We start from the raw sequence: 16,437 nt of genomic DNA, 5'->3' as shown, positions 1-16,437 counted from the left end.
CTGGTCGACGTCCTCTGGGCACTGCTGCGCGACAACCGTCCCTGGCAAACCAGCACACCCGCAGCCATCAACGCTTGACACGATCATTGAGATCCCCCGGTCAGTTCGAAGAAGATCTCTTCAAGCGATGGCTCACGCCATGCCAAGGTGTGCACCGCGATACCGGCCCGCACCAGTTCCCTGTTCACCTCGGCGGCCAGTTCCGGCGCGATGTCCAGGTAAAGTGATTCACCGTCCGGCCGTACCCGCCGCGCGTCGAATCGCTGGTCAAGCAGCGCCCGCGCCTGGTCGATCGGATCGGCCACGATGCGCAGAGCGCCCTGCCCGCGTAGCTCGCGGACGCTTGCCTGGCGCAGCAGCCGTCCTTCGGCGAGCACGCCGACCCGGTCACAGATCTGCTGTACCTCGCCGAGCAGATGACTGGAAAGCAGGACGGTACGTCCCTGCGCACCGAGTCGCCAGATCAGCTCCCGCATATCGGCCATCCCAGCCGGATCGAGCCCGTTGGTTGGCTCGTCAAGGATCAGCAGTTCCGGTTCGGTGAGCAGTGCCGCGGCCACGCCGAGCCGCTGGCGCATCCCCAGTGAGTAACTCGCCGTGCGATCATCCGCGCGGTCGGTCAGCTCAACCGCGTCCAGCGCCTTCGCTACCGCGGAGTCCGGCGCCCCCGCGTAGCGGGCGAGCACCCGCAGGTTGTCCCTACCGGACAGGTACGGATAGACCGCGGGTGCCTCGACCAGCATGCCGATGCTGGCGAGTGCCACCGGATCGCCAGGGCGCCTGCCGAGCACCCGAGCGGTGCCCTCGCTCGGCTGCACCAGGCCGAGCAGCATGCGCAGCGCGGTTGTCTTGCCCGCACCGTTCGGCCCGAGAAAGCCGTACACCTCACCACGCCGCACCTGTAGTCCAATATGGTCCACCGCGGCGCGACTGCCGTAGTACTTCGTCAGGTCGGTCGTCTCGACCAGGAGTTCCGTCATATCCGCATCCTGCGCGCGGCAGGCATACGCGGTCGTCCACGCACGATCGGATTGGCACTACGCAGATCCGCGTACGAGCCTCGACGGAACGTGCCGGCTAGAAGAGCAGCTGGGAGATACCGTGAATCGCCAGACCGACCAGCGCGCCGACCACCGTGCCGTTGATCCGGATGAACTGAAGATCCTTGCCAACCTGGAGCTCGATCTTGCGCGAGGTCTCCTCGGCGTCCCAACGCTCCACCGTGTCGGTGATCAGTGTGGTGATCTCGCCGCGATAGTTGTTCACCACATAGGTCGCGGCACTCTCCAGCCAGCCATCGACCTTGGCTCGGAACTCGGCATCACGCTGCAACCGGGTGCCGATCGCGGACAGTCCATTCCGGACCCTGACGCGCAGTTCACTGGATGGGTCCTCGGCCGCGCTGAGCAACATGCCCTTCGCCGTGGACCACGCCGTACCGATGATCCGCTGCACCTCGGGGTGTTCCAGCACCTGGTACTTGACCTGATCCGCCCGCCGCATGGTCTCTGGATCATCCTGCAGATCGCTTGCGAACTTCAGCAGGAACTTGTCGATCGCCAACCGCATCGGATGGTTCACATCGGTCTTCACCGCCCAGGCAAAGTTCAGCACCTCGCCGTACACCCGATCCGCGACCATCTCGTCCACGAACTTCGGCGACCAGTTTGGCGCCCGGTTGGACACGACCCGCAGCACCGTCGTGTAGTTGTCCCGCACCCATTCGTAGGCGCGATCGGAGAGCAGATCAACCAGCCGGTGGTGCGAACCGTCGGTGAACACACCGGTCAACAGTTTGCCTAGCGGTGGCCCCCACGGCTGGTCGACCAGCCGGCGCACCAGGGATTGCTCGATTACCGCCTGCACGTCCTCGTCACGCAACACCGTCACCGCACCGCGCAGCACGGTGGCCAGCTCCGCGGTTGCCCGCTCCGCATTCGCCGGCTCGGCGATCCAGCCACCAACCCGATTCGCCAGGTCCGCCCTGGCCAGTTTGTCCCGAACCACCGATTCGGCCAGGAAGTTCGTCCCAACGAACTCGCCGAGGCTGGAGCCGAGCGCGTCCTTGCGGGTCGGGATGATCGCGGTATGCGGGATCTTGATGCCGAGCGGGTACCGGAACAGCGCGGTGACCGCGAACCAGTCCGCGATCGCGCCGATCATGCCCGCCTCCGCGCCGGACTGGACGTAGCCAACCCAGCCGGGTGCACCCTCCGACAGCCACCAGCTGCTCAACAGAAAAATCACCGTCGCGCCGAGCAGGAACCCGAGCGCGACCAGCTTCATCCGCCGCAGACCAGCCCGTTTGGCCTCATCGTTCACCCCAGCGCCGGGCGGCTTTGCCGGCGAATCGGCTGGCTGCGGGCGCTGCGCCGCGATGCTTGGTTGCTCCACACGGTCATTGTCCGTGAGGATCGACAATCGTGCGTGAACCTACCCTTGTGCCGCGGCTGCGGCCCTACACCTCGACCATCTTCGCGGAGATGACCGCACTGGCCACTCGCACCGGCGCGGTCAACCTTGGCCAGGGCTTTCCGGACACCGATGGCCCTTCGGGCATGCTCAGCACCGCGCAACAAGCGATCGCCGACGGGTTCAACCAGTACCCTCCCGGCCCTGGACTGCCCGCACTGCGCAAGGCGATTGCCGAACACCGGCGCCGGTTCGACATGGACTTCGATCCGGACCGTGAAGTTCTTGTCACGGTGGGTGCTACCGAAGCAATCGCCTCCTGCCTGCTCGGCCTGGTCGAGTCCGGCGATGAGGTCATCGTGATCGAGCCGTACTACGACTCCTACGCGGCCGCGATCGCGCTTGCCGGCGCCAATCGCAAGGTCGTCGCGCTGCGGGCGGAACCAGACGGCCGGTTCGCACTGGACATGGCCGGCCTGCGGGCGGCCATCGGCCCGAGGACCCGCGCGATACTGGTCAACTCGCCGCACAACCCGACCGGCACGGTATTCAGCCGCGCCGAACTCGCCGGGATAGCCGAGGTCTGCGTCCAGCACGACCTGATCGCGATCACCGATGAGGTGTACGAGCACCTGGTCTTCGATCGAGCGGAGCACATTCCGCTGGCCACGTTGCCCGGGATGGCCGAACGTACGCTGACCATTTCCAGCGCTGGCAAGTCGTTCAACTGCACCGGCTGGAAGATCGGCTGGATCTGTGGCCCCGCGCAGCTGGTCGCCGACGCGAAAACGGCTAAGCAGTTCCTCACTTTCGTTGGCGGTGGACCGTTTCAACCCGCGGTTGCCTATGCGTTGGGCAACGAAATGGACTGGGTAGCGCGGTTGCGCGCATCGTTACAGGACAAGCGAGACCGGTTGGCTGATGGGCTACGCGCGGCCGGCTTCCGGGTCCATCCCAGCGCCGGGACCTATTTCATCTGCGCCGACGTGCGACCACTCGGCTATACCGACGGCGCACAGCTGTGCTGGGAACTGCCGGAACGCGTCGGCGTAGCCGCCGTACCCGTGCAGGTGTTCACCGACAATCCCACGGACTGGCAACACATTGTGCGATTTGCATTCTGCAAACGGGACGAAGTGCTCGACCAAGCTATCGAGCGATTGCATCAACTCGGCGGTACGAACGGAAAGTGAGCCGGTTTCGCCTTTACTGTCCACATGCGCGACACCAGAAAACTCGCGCGAATAGCCGCATCCGACGAGATCACCGAACAACGGAACGTGATCAGTTCTGCGACCGTGCGCCCCGACATGCGCCTGCTGGGGTATAACCATCCGGAACGGGCTAGCCGCGAGGCGAAATTGGTGAAAAACTTCGGGCCTACTCCTTGGACACGGTAAATCGTCGATACGAAGGCACGCGTTCAGAATGAGGCCAGCCGCACGGTCGCAGACCACGGGTCACTCGCCCGTCGGCATGGCCTGCGCGTCTCAGACCGCGATCTGGCGGGTTGCCGTGCGCACCTTGACGATCGCCGGCTCCCTGATGGCCGGCTGGCTGTTGCTGGCACTACTCAGTTCCGCAGCCAGTGCAAGCGAACACGGGCAGACCGCCGAAGATGCACCGTCCACCACCGACACGATCACGTCGAGCATAGCGACAGACACGGACCGTGAACCGATCCCGGACCTCAGGATCGTTGAGCCGGCGGTTGATGCGGAGCTCGTCGGTGATGCGGTAGGCGGGCTGACCGATGCGGTGCGGACCGTCACGGACAATGTGCGCGGCGCCGCCCCACCAGTGAGCACGCCAGACCTGCCGCCGGTCAGCCTGCCGATAGAGCCGCCTGGGGAATCCGGGCAGCCCCAGCCGAGCCGACCAGACCAGCCGGCGAGCCCGGATCCGACACCTGGCCCAGAACCAACAACTGGCTCAGATTCAACAACTGGCACCGGTCAGCCGGCTGGACCGGTCGAACAGCCAGCCGAGCCGAGTAACGGCGTGGCAGCCGATGCGGCGCCGGCCGGTTTGCGCTCTCCGGCGACGGATAACGCTCGACTACCGGCGCAGCCGAACAAGGCACGCGCGACGACGGATCAAACACAGACCACGGTCATGCCCACCACGGATCGCCCGGCCCAGCATCCGAACGGGCATGTCGAGCACCCCTCGCCAACCACCGAGCTGGCGCCACAGCCAGCCGCGCCCCCGAGCGGCACCGCTAAGTCCACATCAGACAATCTTGGCGGATCCCGTACACCGCAAGCGATCCTCTCCACTACGGGCGACCTTCAGCTCCTGCCGACCGGCAGCGTGATACGGCATAGCGAAGCGCCCACCAGATCGGACAACGCCGGCCTTCCTGTCGTCTCGCCCGATTAGCCCGGCGCTGGACGGGTAACCGGGCGCCGACACCGAAAAGCAGCACTGGCAGCGGCCAAGCAACCAGCTCGCTCACCGAGTCGACCGGTACGCGTTCCGTTTCAAGCCCCCGGTCTTGCCGACCGCGCCCGGCGGGACCGGGATTCTGGCCCCGGCGTCGCGTTGCCCCCGCGACGTCGGGGCCATCCACTGTCCAGAACCAGCCATGGCCGTTCGCCTGGGCAGCTCGTGGCCAGCACCACACCAGAAGCTAGCCAATTGGCCAAAATTGGCCATGGAATGGCTCGGCATTTGGCTCAAGAATGGTCTTATGGCTCAGTTGGACCTCCGCCCCGCACCGGTCTCCATAGCGCCTGCCCGCCGGTTGCCCCAGCTGGCCGTCGGCCTGGTGCTCTATGGCGTCAGCATGGCGATGCAAATCCGCGCCGTGCTCGGCCTCAGCCCGTGGGATGTACTGCACGAAGGGCTTACCAAGCGACTCGACATCAGCTTTGGGCTGACCACCGCGCTCACCGCGGGGATCGTACTGCTGCTGTGGATCCCACTGCGCCAGCGGCCCGGAATTGGCACGTTGGCCAATGTCGTGTTCATCGCGGTGACCGTGGACCTGACCCTCGCCCTGCTGCAGACGCCGGACTCACTGATCGCACGGATCGCCCTGCTTGTCGGCGGCGTGGCACTGAACGGTCTGGCCACGGCGACCTACGTCGGCGTGCGGCTCGGCCCCGGACCCCGGGACGGACTGATGACCGGCCTCGCCGCCCGCACCGGGCGCTCGGTGCGGGTAGTGCGCACCGGGATCGAGATCGTCGTCCTCGGCTGCGGCTGGCTACTCGGCGGCACCGTGGGGGCCGGCACGGTGCTGTACGCGCTGGGCATCGGCCCCGCCACGCAGTTCTTCCTGCGCTACACCTACTGGCACCGACGTGATCCTGCGTAACCGCACTCGTTAGGGTTAGCGGGTCAGTGGAGCTTCGCGAGGTCACGGCGCAGGTCGATGTAGCGCAGGCCACGGGAACCGAGCACGTCCACCAGCGAGCCTTCGCCGTTCAGCAGCGCAAGCATCAAGTGTTCGGCTCCGATCTGGCCGGCGCCGAGCTCCTTGACCTCGCGTAGCGCGCCCTCGAGTACCCGCTTCGCCCCCTGGGTAAACGGCCGGTGCGCGCGGGTGCCCCGGAACCGCCCGCGCTTGAATCCCCTGGCCCCGGCGAGCACGTACTCGCCGTGCGCACGCTCCACACTGGACACGATCTGCTCGACGTTGATGCCCAGTTCGCCGAGCGCTGCGGCATCGGCATCACTGACCCCACCCCTGCGGCGCAGTTCGCGAAGATCCGCTTCAATCAGCGCGCGGTCAATCCGATGCTCGGCAAGGAAGCCACGCAGTGGCTCGTCCGCTCCGTCCAGCATCGCGAACAGCAGGTGTTCGACCTCGATCGTCTCGGCATCGCGTTCGATCGCGATCTCCTGCGCGCCGATCACCGCGGCCCGCGCCGTGGGACTGAACCTCTCGAACATCTAACGCCTCCCATACTTCTTGTGCACGGCCTGCCTGCTCACCCCGAGTTCGGCCGCGATCTCCTGCCATGCCCAGCCATGCACCCGAGCACTGCGCACCTGTACCGCTTCCAGCTGTTCGAGCAGCCGGCGCAACGCGGCAACCGCGCGCAACCCGATACGCGGATCCGCGTCGCCAGCCCTGGCCGCCAGGTCGGTAGCTTCATTCATGCCGTCAACTTACGTTGACAATCGTGCGGTGTCAACCATAGTTGACGAGCGATACCGTGCGAACGTGCCGCGAATCGAGCTCGCCGAGCAGGCCGGAGTGGACGTGCGGGGCGCCAGCCGCCCTACCGAGGACCGCGTCGTCGTACTGGACAACGCCGTGCTGGTGCTGGACGGCGCCACCACGCTGCGCGCGGGCTTGCCATCCGGTGGCTGGTACGCCGAGGAGCTCAGCGCCCGCCTCGGCGCGATGCTCACCGCCGAACCGCACGCGGATCTCGCCGAGACACTTGCCAAGTCCATCGCCGACCTGCGCGACACCCATGGGCTCCGCCCCGGTGCCGCACCCAGTAGCACCGTCGCCATGCTGCGGTGGCAGGAGCAGCAGCTGGATGCCTTGGTGCTGGCGGATTCGCCGATCATCGCCTTCCATCGCGATGCCAGCTGGGCCGCGCTGACCGATGACCGGCTCGGCAATCTGCCCCGTGGACCTGGCGGCTACCGCTCCCGGTTGCGCACCGGTGCCGGCTTCGGCGAGGAACATCTTGCCGCGGTTACCGAAGGCAGCCGGCGTACTGGCAGCTGGCGCAACGTCGAGGGCGGTTTCTGGGTTGCCGAGGCAGATCCGGCTGCGGCCCATCAGGCAAGGCGCGCAAGTTGGCCGCGTGCCACGATCGACGCCGTACTACTCGCGACCGACGGGGTGTCCTGCGCGGTGGACGACTACGGCTTGTACACCTGGCCGCAACTCCTCGAGCTCGCTCGCGCCGAAGGCCCCCAGTCGGTACTCGACGCGATCCGCGCCGCCGAACGAGCCGACCACACCGGTGCTCGCTGGCCGCGTCCGAAGCTGCACGACGACCAGGCGCTCGCGCTGCTCACCAACTGGTGAACGCAACCTCGCTAACCTTAAAGAACGCGAACACGCGACGTCACCAGCAGCTAGCGCACTTTTCTCAACGCCAGAAATGCGCAACGATTACCGGTTGATCAGGCTCCTGCCCAACGTCGTGGAGGACCGCATGACCGTAGAACCGCCGTCCAACGCCGATATCGCGCAACTCGCCGCCAGCTACGGCCTGGCCCTTTCCGAGGCGGATCTGACGTCCTTCCGCGAGCTGATCACCGGTTCCCTGACCGCCTTCGACGAAGTGGCGCGGCTCTACGAGCAGCACCGCGAACGCGCCCCGGAACGCCCGCATCACTGGCCGGCCGAATCGGAAAACCGTTACGGCGCCTGGTATGTACGCACCGATATCACCGAGCGCGCGGACGGCCCACTTGCCGGCAAGCAGGTCGCGATCAAGGACAACATCGCGGTCGCTGGCGTGCCAATGATGAACGGGTCCCGCGCCGTCGAGGGTTACACCCCGAGCACCGACGCGACGGTGGTGCGCCGGTTGTTGGACGCCGGCGCGACCATCGCCGGCAAGGCGACCTGCGAAGACCTGTGCTTCTCCGGTGGTAGCCATACCAGCGCGCTCGGCCCGGTACGCAACCCCTGGGACAGCACGCGGATGACCGGTGGTTCCTCATCGGGGTCCGCCGCACTGGTGGCGGCCGGCGAGGTTGACTTCGCGATCGGCGGTGACCAGGGCGGGTCCATCCGCATGCCGGCGGCGTTCTGCGGCATCGTCGGACATAAACCAACCCATGGTCTGGTGCCCTACACCGGAGCCTTCCCGATCGAGAGCACGATCGATCACCTCGGGCCGATGACCAGGACCGTCGCGGCAGCAGCCGAAACACTGCAGGTGATCGCTGGCGATGACGGGTACGACCCACGACAGGCCCGGCTACCCGACGTCCAGGATTACCGCGCGGGCCTGAACGCCGGGCTACGCGGTGTCCGCGTCGGCATACTTCAGGAAGGCTTCGGCATTCCCGGTCTCTCCGAGCCCGAGGTGGATGCCGCGGTACTCGCGGCCACCCGGGTGCTCGCCGATGCCGGTGCCGACGTGCGGGAGATAACCGTGCCGTGGCACCGGGACGGGCTCGCGGTGTGGAGTGTGCTTGCCACCGAGGGCGCGACGACCCAGATGGTGGACGGCAACGGGTACGGGATGAACTGGGCCGGCCGGTACGACCCCGAGATGATCGCGCATTACGCGCAGGGCCGCATCGCGCATGCCGAGCAGCTTTCCGAGACCGTCAAGCTGACCATGCTCACCGGCAAGTACACCAAGGAGAAGCACGGCGGGCGGCACTATGCGATGGCTAGGGAACTCGCCTGGCGCCTCACCTCGGCCTACGACGCGGCGCTCGCCGAGGTCGATGTGCTGGTGCTGCCGACCGTGCCGTATGTGGCCCGCGAGTTTCCCGGCGCGGACGCCAGCAAGGCGGAGTACGTCACCGCCGGACTCGGCATGATCGCCAACACCTCGCCGACCGATGTGACCGGACATCCGGCCATCTCCGTGCCAGCCGGACAGGTTGCCGGCCTGCCGACCGGGATGATGATCATCGGTCCGCGCTTCGACGACGCCAGCTGCCTCGCGGTCGCGGCCGGCTACGAGGCCGCGGTCGGCGGGTTCCCGTTGCCAGGCTGAGGGCCAGCGCTTACTGCAGTGGGATGTCGAGACCGTACTCCTCCTTGGGCCGCGGACCATGAATGCGCCGATCGGCCTCGGAAATCGTGACGTCGTTGATGCTCGCTTCGCGGCGGCGCATCAGGCCGCGCTCGTCGAACTCCCAGAGCTCGTTGCCGTAGCTGCGCCAGCACTGGCCATTGCCGTCCCGGCACTCGTACTGGAAGCGAACGGCGATCCGGTTCTCCCGGAAGCCCCAAAGGCTCTTGCGCAACGCGTAGTCCAGTTCGCGCTCCCATTTCCGGGTCAGGAAAGCGACGATCTCCGCGCGGCCGGTGACGAAGGTGTCCCGGTTCCGCCAGGTCGAGTCCGGCGTGTAGGCCAGCGCTACCCGCTGCGGGTCGCGGGTGTTCCACGCATCTTCGGCGGCCTGAACCTTCTGTAGGGCCGTCTCCTGCGTGAATGGTGGGTACGGCGGGCGATCTTCGGACATTCGTGGAACCTCCTCATATCGAGAACGACCGTTCTCTACGGCTGGAACCTACAATAGGGAACGACCGTTCTCAACGCCAGGGAGTCCAGATGCCAGCCCCGATCCCCGAGGAACAGCACCGTATGGACCGGGACGCGTTGCTCGACGCCGCGGAGCGACTGTTCTATGCGCGGGGCATCCAGGCGATCGGCATGGACGCCGTGCGGGCGGCATCCGGTCTGCCGCTGAAGCGGATCTACCGGTTCTTCGCGACGAAAGAGGACCTGGTACTTGCCGTGCTCAACCGCCGCGATCAGCGATGGCGAGCGAGCCTGACCGCGTACGTGGAGCCGGTCACCGATCCCCGCGAACGGGTACTCGCGATCTTCGATTGGCTCGCCGACTGGTTCGCCGAGCCCGGATTCCGCGGCTGTGCCTGGATCAACGCGCATGGCGAGCTCGGCGCGTCATCGGCGGCGGTACTGGCCGAAGTCCGATCGCATAAGCGGGCTTTCCACGACCAGGTAGCGCAATGGGTGCACGCCACCCAGCTACCGGTAGCCGAACCGGTTTTCCTGCTCGCCGAAGGAGCCATCGTGACGGCCGGTATCAGTGGCGAGCCCGCCCCGGCCCGGCATGCGCGGGCCGCCGTCGCGAGCATGCTCGGGGTGTCCTGATTCCTGACTTTCAAGCGAAATATCCCGGCCGAACGCCGTGTTGGGGCCACTATGGGTGCCGAAGGCGGCAGGGTTCGGGTGGAACCCACGGCCAAACGGATCCGGGCGCAGTCCGGCGGGCAGACGGTCGTGGATACCCACCGCGCGTTGCTGGTGTGGGAAACGCCGTATTACCCGGTCTACTATCTGCCGGCCGCGGACCTGCGGACCGAGCTGATCAACCCGGACGCGGTGACGTATCCGGGCGGCGATGACCGCTTGCGCGAGCACGTCCGGCTGGACTGGGCGGCAATGGATGCCTGGTTCGAGGAAGACGAGGAGGTCTTCGTGCACCCGCGCGACCCGGGAGTACGGATCGACGTGCTCGCCAGCTCGCGCCGCGTGCGGATCGAGGCGGACGGCGTGGTGGTGGCGGACTCCAGCGCGCCACGACTGTTGTTCGAGACCAACCTGCCGGTCCGCTATTACCTGCCGAAGCTCGACGTGCGAATGGAGCTACTCGAACCGAGCGACACCGTCACGCACTGCCCGTACAAGGGCTCGGCACGCTACTGGTCGCTCCGGATCGGCGACCAGCTCTACCCTGACCTGGCGTGGTCGTATCCGACGCCGGTTCCGGAGAGCGCGAAAATCGCCGGCCTGATCGCGATCCCGCAGGAACGCGTCCAGCTCTACGTGGACGGGCAGCAAGCTGGTTAGGCACGCAGGGCCTTGAACCGTTCGGTCTGCGCGGAGATGGCCTTCTCCGTGGGCAATCGCTCCATTGAGGACGCGCCAAAGAAACCGGCTACGCCCGTCGTGTTGTCCAATATGTACTGTGCGTCCGCCGGTTCGGCGATCGGGCCACCGTGACAGAGCACCAGCACATCTGACCGGACAGCCACCGCGGCATCCCGCATCCGCTGGACCGCGCCAGCCGCCTCGTCCAGCGTCATCGCGGTGCGCGCGCCGATCGTCCCGCTCGTGGTCAGTCCCATATGCGGCACCAGCACATCCGCACCGGCCTCGGTCATCGCCACCGCCTGTTCGGCGTCGAACACGTATGGCGCGGTCAGCAGGCCCTGCTCATGCGCGAGCCGGATCATGTCCACCTCGAGCGCGAACCCCATCCCGGTTTCTTCCAGGTTCTGCCGGAACAGCCCGTCGTAGAGCCCCACGGTCGGAAAGTTCTGCACGCCGGCGAACCCGGCCGCACGCAGTTGGGTGAGGAACGGGCCCATCAGCCGGAACGGATCGGTGCCGCAGACGCCGGCGAGCACTGGCGTGTCGCGTACCACCGGCAGCACCTCGTTACCCATCTCGCAGACGATCGCGTTCGCGTCGCCGTACGGCAGCAAGCCGGCGAGCGAGCCGCGCCCGGCCATCCGGTAACGCCCGGAGTTGTAGATGATCAGCAGGTCAACTCCGCCCGCTTCGGCGGCTTTCGCGGACAACCCGGTACCCGCGCCCGCTCCGATAATCGGCTGACCAGCTGCCGCCGCTGCCCGCAACCGGCCAAGCGCGGTTTCCCGATCCATCCATGTCCTCCGTTCAGTCCACACTGCTCGCGCGGGTGATCTGCGCGTGCAGTGCCTGTGCCGCCGCGCGGCCGAAACCCGGGTCGTTGATCGCGCTCTCCCGCGCGTGCACGGTAACCGCACTGCCGGCCAGCCCAGCGCGCAGCGCCTCGAAGCACGCCTGGTCCGCGGCCGGGTCGGCGAACGGGCCGCCCGCACAGTCGATTCCGGACAAGCCACGCAATGGGAGGAACACCTCGACCGGCCCGCGTGCCGCCACGAGCTTGCCGGCGATGATCCGCCCCAGTTCCGCCAGTTCCTCGGCCGTACTGCGCATCAGCGTCACCGTCGGGTTGTGCACGAGGAACTGCCGCCCGGCGAACACCTCCGGTACGGATTCGCGCGGGCCGAAGTTCACCATGTCCAGCGCGCCGAGGCTGACCACCTGCGGAATGCCCCGCGCGCCAGCGGCTTCCAGCCGGGTGGGCCCCGCGCTGAGCACCCCACCAACGAGCTCATCAGCCAGTTCGGTGGTGGTCAGATCCAGCACGCCAGCGAGCAGGCCGGAAGCGGCAAGCGCTTCCAGTGCCCGACCGCCGGTTCCGGTGGCGTGAAAAACCAGCACCTCGTAACCGAGTTCGGTCAGATAGCTCCGCGCCTCGTCCACCGCCGGAGTCGTCAGGCCGAACATCGAAGCCGCGATCACCGGTCGGTCAGTGCTCGTGTCGCCACGGGCGCTCGCGAAGCGCTTGGCCATCCCGGCGGTGGCGGCGACGGCATTGCCGAGTATCTGCTCGGAAATCGAATTGATGCCGGAAATGTCCACGACCGAATACATCAGCGTGACGTCCACCGAGCCGACATAGGGCCGCACGTCACCGGAAGCCATAGTGGACACAAGCAGTTTGGGTAGGCCGATGGGCAGCGCCTGGAACACCCTGCCGGCGATCGAGGAGCCACCGGAACCGCCAACCGCGAGTACCGCGTCCACCTCGGCCGCGTCGTAGCGCTGGCGCGCCAGCTTGGCCGCGCCCTCGGCCATGGCCACCAGCGCGGCACCGCGATCGTTCGCCGAACGCAGCGCATCGAGGTCCGCGCCGGCCGCGCGGGCAACCTCGACCGGTGGATAGTCGGCGATGCCGGCGCCGTCCGAATAGCTACCCACGTCCAACACGGTGACCGCGCAGCCGAGCTCCCGTAGCCGCGCACGCAGCCACAGGTACTCGTCTCGTTTCGTGTCCAGTGTGCCGACCAGCAGCACCTTCGCCATCGACGCCGTCATCCGATCCAGCCTTCCGGCCCGCTCCCAGTCCCGTCCCCGTCACTCTGCCGGCCAAACCGCCGCCGCGCTAGCAGCCGGGCACAAGCCGGACTGCTAGCGCTGGGTAGCCTGGACCCGTGGACGAGGACGAGCAGCCCGAGGAGCTGGGTGAGCCAATCGGCCTGCACACCGTGTGCCACGTGTGCGGCGGAGCCGGTATGACGCCCGATCCGAAGTGCGCGATTATCGCCGGGCAGGCACGAACCATCGACAATGGCCGGCCGTGCAAATGGTGCGAGGGGCGCGGCTACCAGAACGGACTCGCTCCGCCCGTCTAAGCAGACCGCCTCCTGCGAGGATGAAGCAGGTCACACCAGACTTCGCACCTTCGAGTGATCTTGCAGTTTGCGCATCTTTACACATTCTGCAATCTTTGGCCTATGCCCTTTGCGTCCTCTTCTGCCGCGCCCGACCCGAACGAGGGCCTCAGGGAACGAAAGAAGCGGATCACTCGCCAGGAGCTGCACGAAGCCGCGTTGCACCTGGTACTTCGGGACGGTTTGGCACAGGTCACCGTCGAGGAGATCTGCGCGGAGGCCGGCTACGCGCCCCGCACGTTCTTCAACTACTTCGCGAGCAAGGAAGCCGCACTGATCGTCGAGGTGGACGACGGTCATGCGGCGCTGGCCGCGGAGCTACCGGCCAGGATCGGGCCCGGTGAGCTGATCGCCGAGGTGTACGCGGCACTGCTGCGCTATGTCCGCGAGCACGAGCCGACCGTCGCGAATGTCGAGGCGCACCACGAAGTGCTCGACCGGTATCCGGAAGTGCTCTCACTACAGCTTCGCGCGTTCGACGCGGCCCAGCGGGGTTTGGTCGCGGTGTTGCGCGAACGCACCGAACTGGACACCGACTGGCCGCAGGCCGAGGTGACCGCCTCGATGGTCACCATGCTGATGCGCACCGCATTCAGTCAATGGCTCCGCGGCAACGGTACTCGGCCGATCCACGAGTACATCCAGACAACCTTCGAGACCGCGCGCGAGCTGATCATCGCGGTTCCGCGCGAGAACCCTGGGAGCCCCAGTTGACCAGCATCACCCCGGAAACCACGGCGCCAGCGCGCTATTCCGGTAAGCAGATCGCGGCGATCTTCGTATCGCTGATGCTCGCGATGTTCATGGCCGCGCTGGACCAGACCATTGTGGCCACCGCGATGCCGACGATCGTCGGCGAACTGCAAGGTATCGAACACCAAGCGTGGATGATCACCGCCTATCTGCTCGCGGTGACCATCGGTATGCCGATCTACGGCAAGCTCGGCGACCTGATTGGCCGGAAGAACCTGTTCGTCGCGGCGATCGCGATCTTCCTTGTCGGTTCGCTGCTCTGCGCGATCGCGAACAGCATGACCGCACTGATCTTCGCCCGCGGCGTGCAGGGACTCGGCGGTGGCGGGCTGATGATCCTGGCGCAGGCGATCATCGCCGACGTGGTGCCGGCCCGTGATCGCGGCCGTTACATGGGTGTTTTCGGCGCGGTGTTCGGGCTCGCCTCGATCGGTGGTCCGCTCCTCGGTGGTTTCTTCACCGACCACGTGGACTGGCGCTGGTGTTTCTGGATCAACCTGCCGCTCGGGGCGATCGCGCTGGTCGTCGCGATCACCACGCTGAAGTTGCCCCGCAACAATGTCCGGCCGCGGATCGACTACCTCGGCACGGTGCTGATGGCCACGGCGGTCACCTGCTTGATTCTGGTCACCAGTTGGGGCGGCAAGGATTACGAGTGGTCCTCGCCGGTCATCCTCTGGCTCTCCGCTGGATTCGTGGTCGCCACCGGGCTGTTCATCCTGGTGGAAACCAAGGTCACCGAGCCCATCGTGCCGCTGAAGCTGTTCAAGGACTCGGTGTTCACGCTATCCACTGTGGTCAGTGTGGTGGTTGGCTTCGCGTTGCTCGGCGCGGCCGCGTTCCTGCCGACCTTCCTGCAGATGGTCAGCGGGGCGAACGCGACCAACTCCGGGTTGCTGATGCTGCCGATGATGGGCGGGCTGCTGGTCACCTCGATCGTGTCCGGCCAGCTGATCAGTAAAACGGGCAAGTACAAGATCTATCCCATCGCGGGCAGCCTGATCGCCTTCGTCGGCATGCTGCTACTGGCCACGATGGGCGCGGATACCTCGCTGTGGCAGTCGGGCAGCTATATGTTCGTACTCGGCGCCGGTATCGGTCTGATGATGCAGGTGCTCGTACTGATCGTGCAGAACGCGGTGCCGGCCAAGGATGTGGGCACCGCAACCTCGAGCAACAACTTCTTCCGGGAGATCGGCGCATCGATCGGCACCGCGGTGTTCGGCTCGATCTTCGTGGCGCGGCTGACCAACCAGTTGCAGGATATGCCGGCTGATCTACCCGAGCAGGCCAGCGGCGCGGGTGGGCTGAACGCCGAATCCATTACGCCGCAGTTGGTCCATGCGTTACCGGAGGGGGTGCGGGACTTCTTCGTGCACGCCTATGCGGACTCGTTGACGCCGTCGTTCCTGTACCTGGCACCGCTTTTCCTTGTCTCGTTCGTCCTGTGCCTGTTCATCAAGGAACGGCCGCTTGCTACCACGACTGGCGAGGCGGCCGAATCGGATGATGGGCCAATTGACGATCCGGTGCACGCGTTCGCCGAGCCGGCGGTCGAGCAGCCGACCGAGCCCGCGTTGCCCGGCATTTCGGGTACGCGCGGGGTGCTTGGCAGCGTGCTGCGCTCCGGTGGTGAGGCGGTGCCCGGAACCGCGATCACGTTGATCGACCCGGCAGGCAACCAGATCGGCCGGACGGTGAGTGACCAGTACGGCGGCTTCCGCCTGCCGGCCACCGAGCCCGGCGGTTACACGCTGCTCGCCGCGGCCGGCAACTATCTACCGCAGGCGCTGTCGGTGTCCATCGGAGATGGCCCTTCGGTGGTGGAGGTTCGGCTGGGCGGCGCGGGCACTCTCACCGGGACCGTGTACAGCGTGGGCGGTGGGAATGTGCCGCATGCGACGATCTCGCTGGTTGACGAGCGCGGCGAGGTCATCGGATCGACGATCGCGAATTCGGCCGGCGAGTACGAGTTCGCCGGGCTCGCGTCCGGGCCCTACACGCTGGTGGTCAGCGCGGAGGGGCATCGGCCGATCGCGGACCAGACGGTCGTCGGCGGTTCGCCGCGCGAGGTGCACGACGTCTATATGCCGCGCGCGTTGCGGCTCACCGGCACCGTGCACGTGCCCAGGGCGACTCGCGCGGCCGAGGTAGAGGTCGCGCTGTACGACGCGGCGGGGACCCGTATCGCCAGCGCGCAACCCACGCACGGCGGCGAGTACGCCTTCGAGAACCTGGAGGAGGGCGAGTACACGGTAACCACCACCGTGACGACCCAGGTCAACCTGGCCGAAGCGGGCGGAACCCACTCCGAGATCGGCGTACGCGCCGACCGCGGCTAGCCTCGCTAACCT

Annotated in this window: 17 protein-coding genes; 10 read left to right on the top strand and 7 right to left on the bottom strand. The window is 66.7% G+C overall.

Features of this window, described 5'->3' with window-relative positions:
• Positions 1–83: 83 nt before the first annotated feature.
• Both EV191_RS26095 and EV191_RS26090 read right to left on the bottom strand, forming a co-directional pair.
• Complete coding sequence (locus EV191_RS26095) at positions 84–980, bottom strand: ATP-binding cassette domain-containing protein (RefSeq protein WP_132880288.1); 897 nt, start codon at positions 978–980, stop codon at positions 84–86.
• Positions 981–1,077: 97 nt separating this feature from the next.
• On the bottom strand, positions 1,078–2,379 hold the full coding sequence (locus EV191_RS26090; protein WP_424565505.1) for a DUF445 domain-containing protein: 1,302 nt from the start codon (positions 2,377–2,379) through the stop codon (positions 1,078–1,080).
• A 44-nt stretch (positions 2,380–2,423) separates the two neighbouring features.
• Here EV191_RS26090 and EV191_RS26085 point away from each other — a divergent pair, with 44 nt between their 5' ends.
• The 3 genes from EV191_RS26085 to yczE all read left to right on the top strand — a co-directional run bounded on the left by EV191_RS26085 (position 2,424) and on the right by yczE (position 5,734).
• The gene (locus tag EV191_RS26085; protein ID WP_132880287.1) at positions 2,424–3,605 is read left to right on the top strand and encodes a pyridoxal phosphate-dependent aminotransferase; all 1,182 of its coding nucleotides are present in this window, start codon (positions 2,424–2,426) and stop codon (positions 3,603–3,605) included.
• A 283-nt stretch (positions 3,606–3,888) separates the two neighbouring features.
• The gene (locus EV191_RS26080; protein ID WP_132880285.1) at positions 3,889–4,794 is read left to right on the top strand and encodes a hypothetical protein; all 906 of its coding nucleotides are present in this window, start codon (positions 3,889–3,891) and stop codon (positions 4,792–4,794) included.
• Between the two features lie 310 nt (positions 4,795–5,104).
• Positions 5,105–5,734, top strand: coding sequence for a membrane protein YczE (yczE, locus tag EV191_RS26075; RefSeq protein WP_132880284.1), 630 nt, complete (start codon positions 5,105–5,107; stop codon positions 5,732–5,734).
• Between the two features lie 23 nt (positions 5,735–5,757).
• Here the strand turns inward: yczE and EV191_RS26070 are convergent, their stop codons facing one another.
• Positions 5,758–6,312 (bottom strand): Clp protease N-terminal domain-containing protein, encoded by a 555-nt coding sequence (locus EV191_RS26070; RefSeq protein ID WP_132880282.1) that lies wholly within the window; start codon positions 6,310–6,312, stop codon positions 5,758–5,760.
• Positions 6,313–6,522: a helix-turn-helix domain-containing protein gene (locus EV191_RS26065; RefSeq protein ID WP_132880281.1), complete on the bottom strand. Its 210-nt coding sequence runs from the start codon at positions 6,520–6,522 to the stop codon at positions 6,313–6,315.
• 64 nt (positions 6,523–6,586) lie between these two features.
• Here EV191_RS26065 and EV191_RS26060 point away from each other — a divergent pair, with 64 nt between their 5' ends.
• A complete protein-coding gene (locus tag EV191_RS26060) occupies positions 6,587–7,411 on the top strand; it encodes a protein phosphatase 2C domain-containing protein (RefSeq protein ID WP_132880279.1) in 825 nt (274 codons plus the stop codon).
• Between the two features lie 130 nt (positions 7,412–7,541).
• On the top strand, positions 7,542–9,068 hold the full coding sequence (locus EV191_RS26055) for an amidase (RefSeq protein ID WP_132880278.1): 1,527 nt from the start codon (positions 7,542–7,544) through the stop codon (positions 9,066–9,068).
• Positions 9,069–9,078: 10 nt separating this feature from the next.
• Here the strand turns inward: EV191_RS26055 and EV191_RS26050 are convergent, their stop codons facing one another.
• Entirely contained in the window at positions 9,079–9,540 is a 462-nt protein-coding gene (locus EV191_RS26050; RefSeq protein ID WP_132880276.1) for a nuclear transport factor 2 family protein, read from the bottom strand.
• Between the two features lie 89 nt (positions 9,541–9,629).
• Between EV191_RS26050 and EV191_RS26045 the strand changes: the two genes are divergently transcribed.
• Both EV191_RS26045 and EV191_RS26040 read left to right on the top strand, forming a co-directional pair.
• Positions 9,630–10,196, top strand: a complete 567-nt coding sequence (locus tag EV191_RS26045) for a TetR/AcrR family transcriptional regulator (protein ID WP_132880275.1) — start codon at positions 9,630–9,632, stop codon at positions 10,194–10,196.
• A 51-nt stretch (positions 10,197–10,247) separates the two neighbouring features.
• Positions 10,248–10,895, top strand: a complete 648-nt coding sequence (locus EV191_RS26040) for a DUF427 domain-containing protein (protein ID WP_132880274.1) — start codon at positions 10,248–10,250, stop codon at positions 10,893–10,895.
• Here EV191_RS26040 and EV191_RS26035 read toward each other — a convergent pair.
• Both EV191_RS26035 and EV191_RS26030 read right to left on the bottom strand, forming a co-directional pair.
• Positions 10,892–11,713: a phosphoenolpyruvate hydrolase family protein gene (locus tag EV191_RS26035; protein WP_132880272.1), complete on the bottom strand. Its 822-nt coding sequence runs from the start codon at positions 11,711–11,713 to the stop codon at positions 10,892–10,894. The two genes, EV191_RS26040 and EV191_RS26035, sit on opposite strands and share 4 nt — an antisense overlap.
• Positions 11,714–11,726: 13 nt before the next feature.
• On the bottom strand, positions 11,727–12,974 hold the full coding sequence (locus tag EV191_RS26030; protein WP_207894717.1) for a Tm-1-like ATP-binding domain-containing protein: 1,248 nt from the start codon (positions 12,972–12,974) through the stop codon (positions 11,727–11,729).
• Positions 12,975–13,090: 116 nt separating this feature from the next.
• Here EV191_RS26030 and EV191_RS26025 point away from each other — a divergent pair, with 116 nt between their 5' ends.
• From EV191_RS26025 to EV191_RS26015, 3 genes are all read left to right on the top strand, one after another.
• A complete protein-coding gene (locus EV191_RS26025) occupies positions 13,091–13,291 on the top strand; it encodes a hypothetical protein (protein WP_132880271.1) in 201 nt (66 codons plus the stop codon).
• Positions 13,292–13,393: 102 nt separating this feature from the next.
• The gene (locus EV191_RS26020) at positions 13,394–14,044 is read left to right on the top strand and encodes a TetR/AcrR family transcriptional regulator (RefSeq protein ID WP_132880269.1); all 651 of its coding nucleotides are present in this window, start codon (positions 13,394–13,396) and stop codon (positions 14,042–14,044) included.
• Positions 14,041–16,425, top strand: a complete 2,385-nt coding sequence (locus EV191_RS26015) for an MFS transporter (RefSeq protein ID WP_165913106.1) — start codon at positions 14,041–14,043, stop codon at positions 16,423–16,425. Before EV191_RS26020 ends, EV191_RS26015 begins: the two co-directional genes overlap by 4 nt.
• The last annotated feature ends 12 nt before the right edge of the window (positions 16,426–16,437 follow it).

The sequence above is a fragment of the Tamaricihabitans halophyticus genome, assembly GCF_004340875.1.
In the GTDB taxonomy this organism is placed as follows: domain Bacteria; phylum Actinomycetota; class Actinomycetes; order Mycobacteriales; family Pseudonocardiaceae; genus Tamaricihabitans; species Tamaricihabitans halophyticus.
This window is presented reverse-complemented; position numbering and strand designations above follow the sequence as displayed.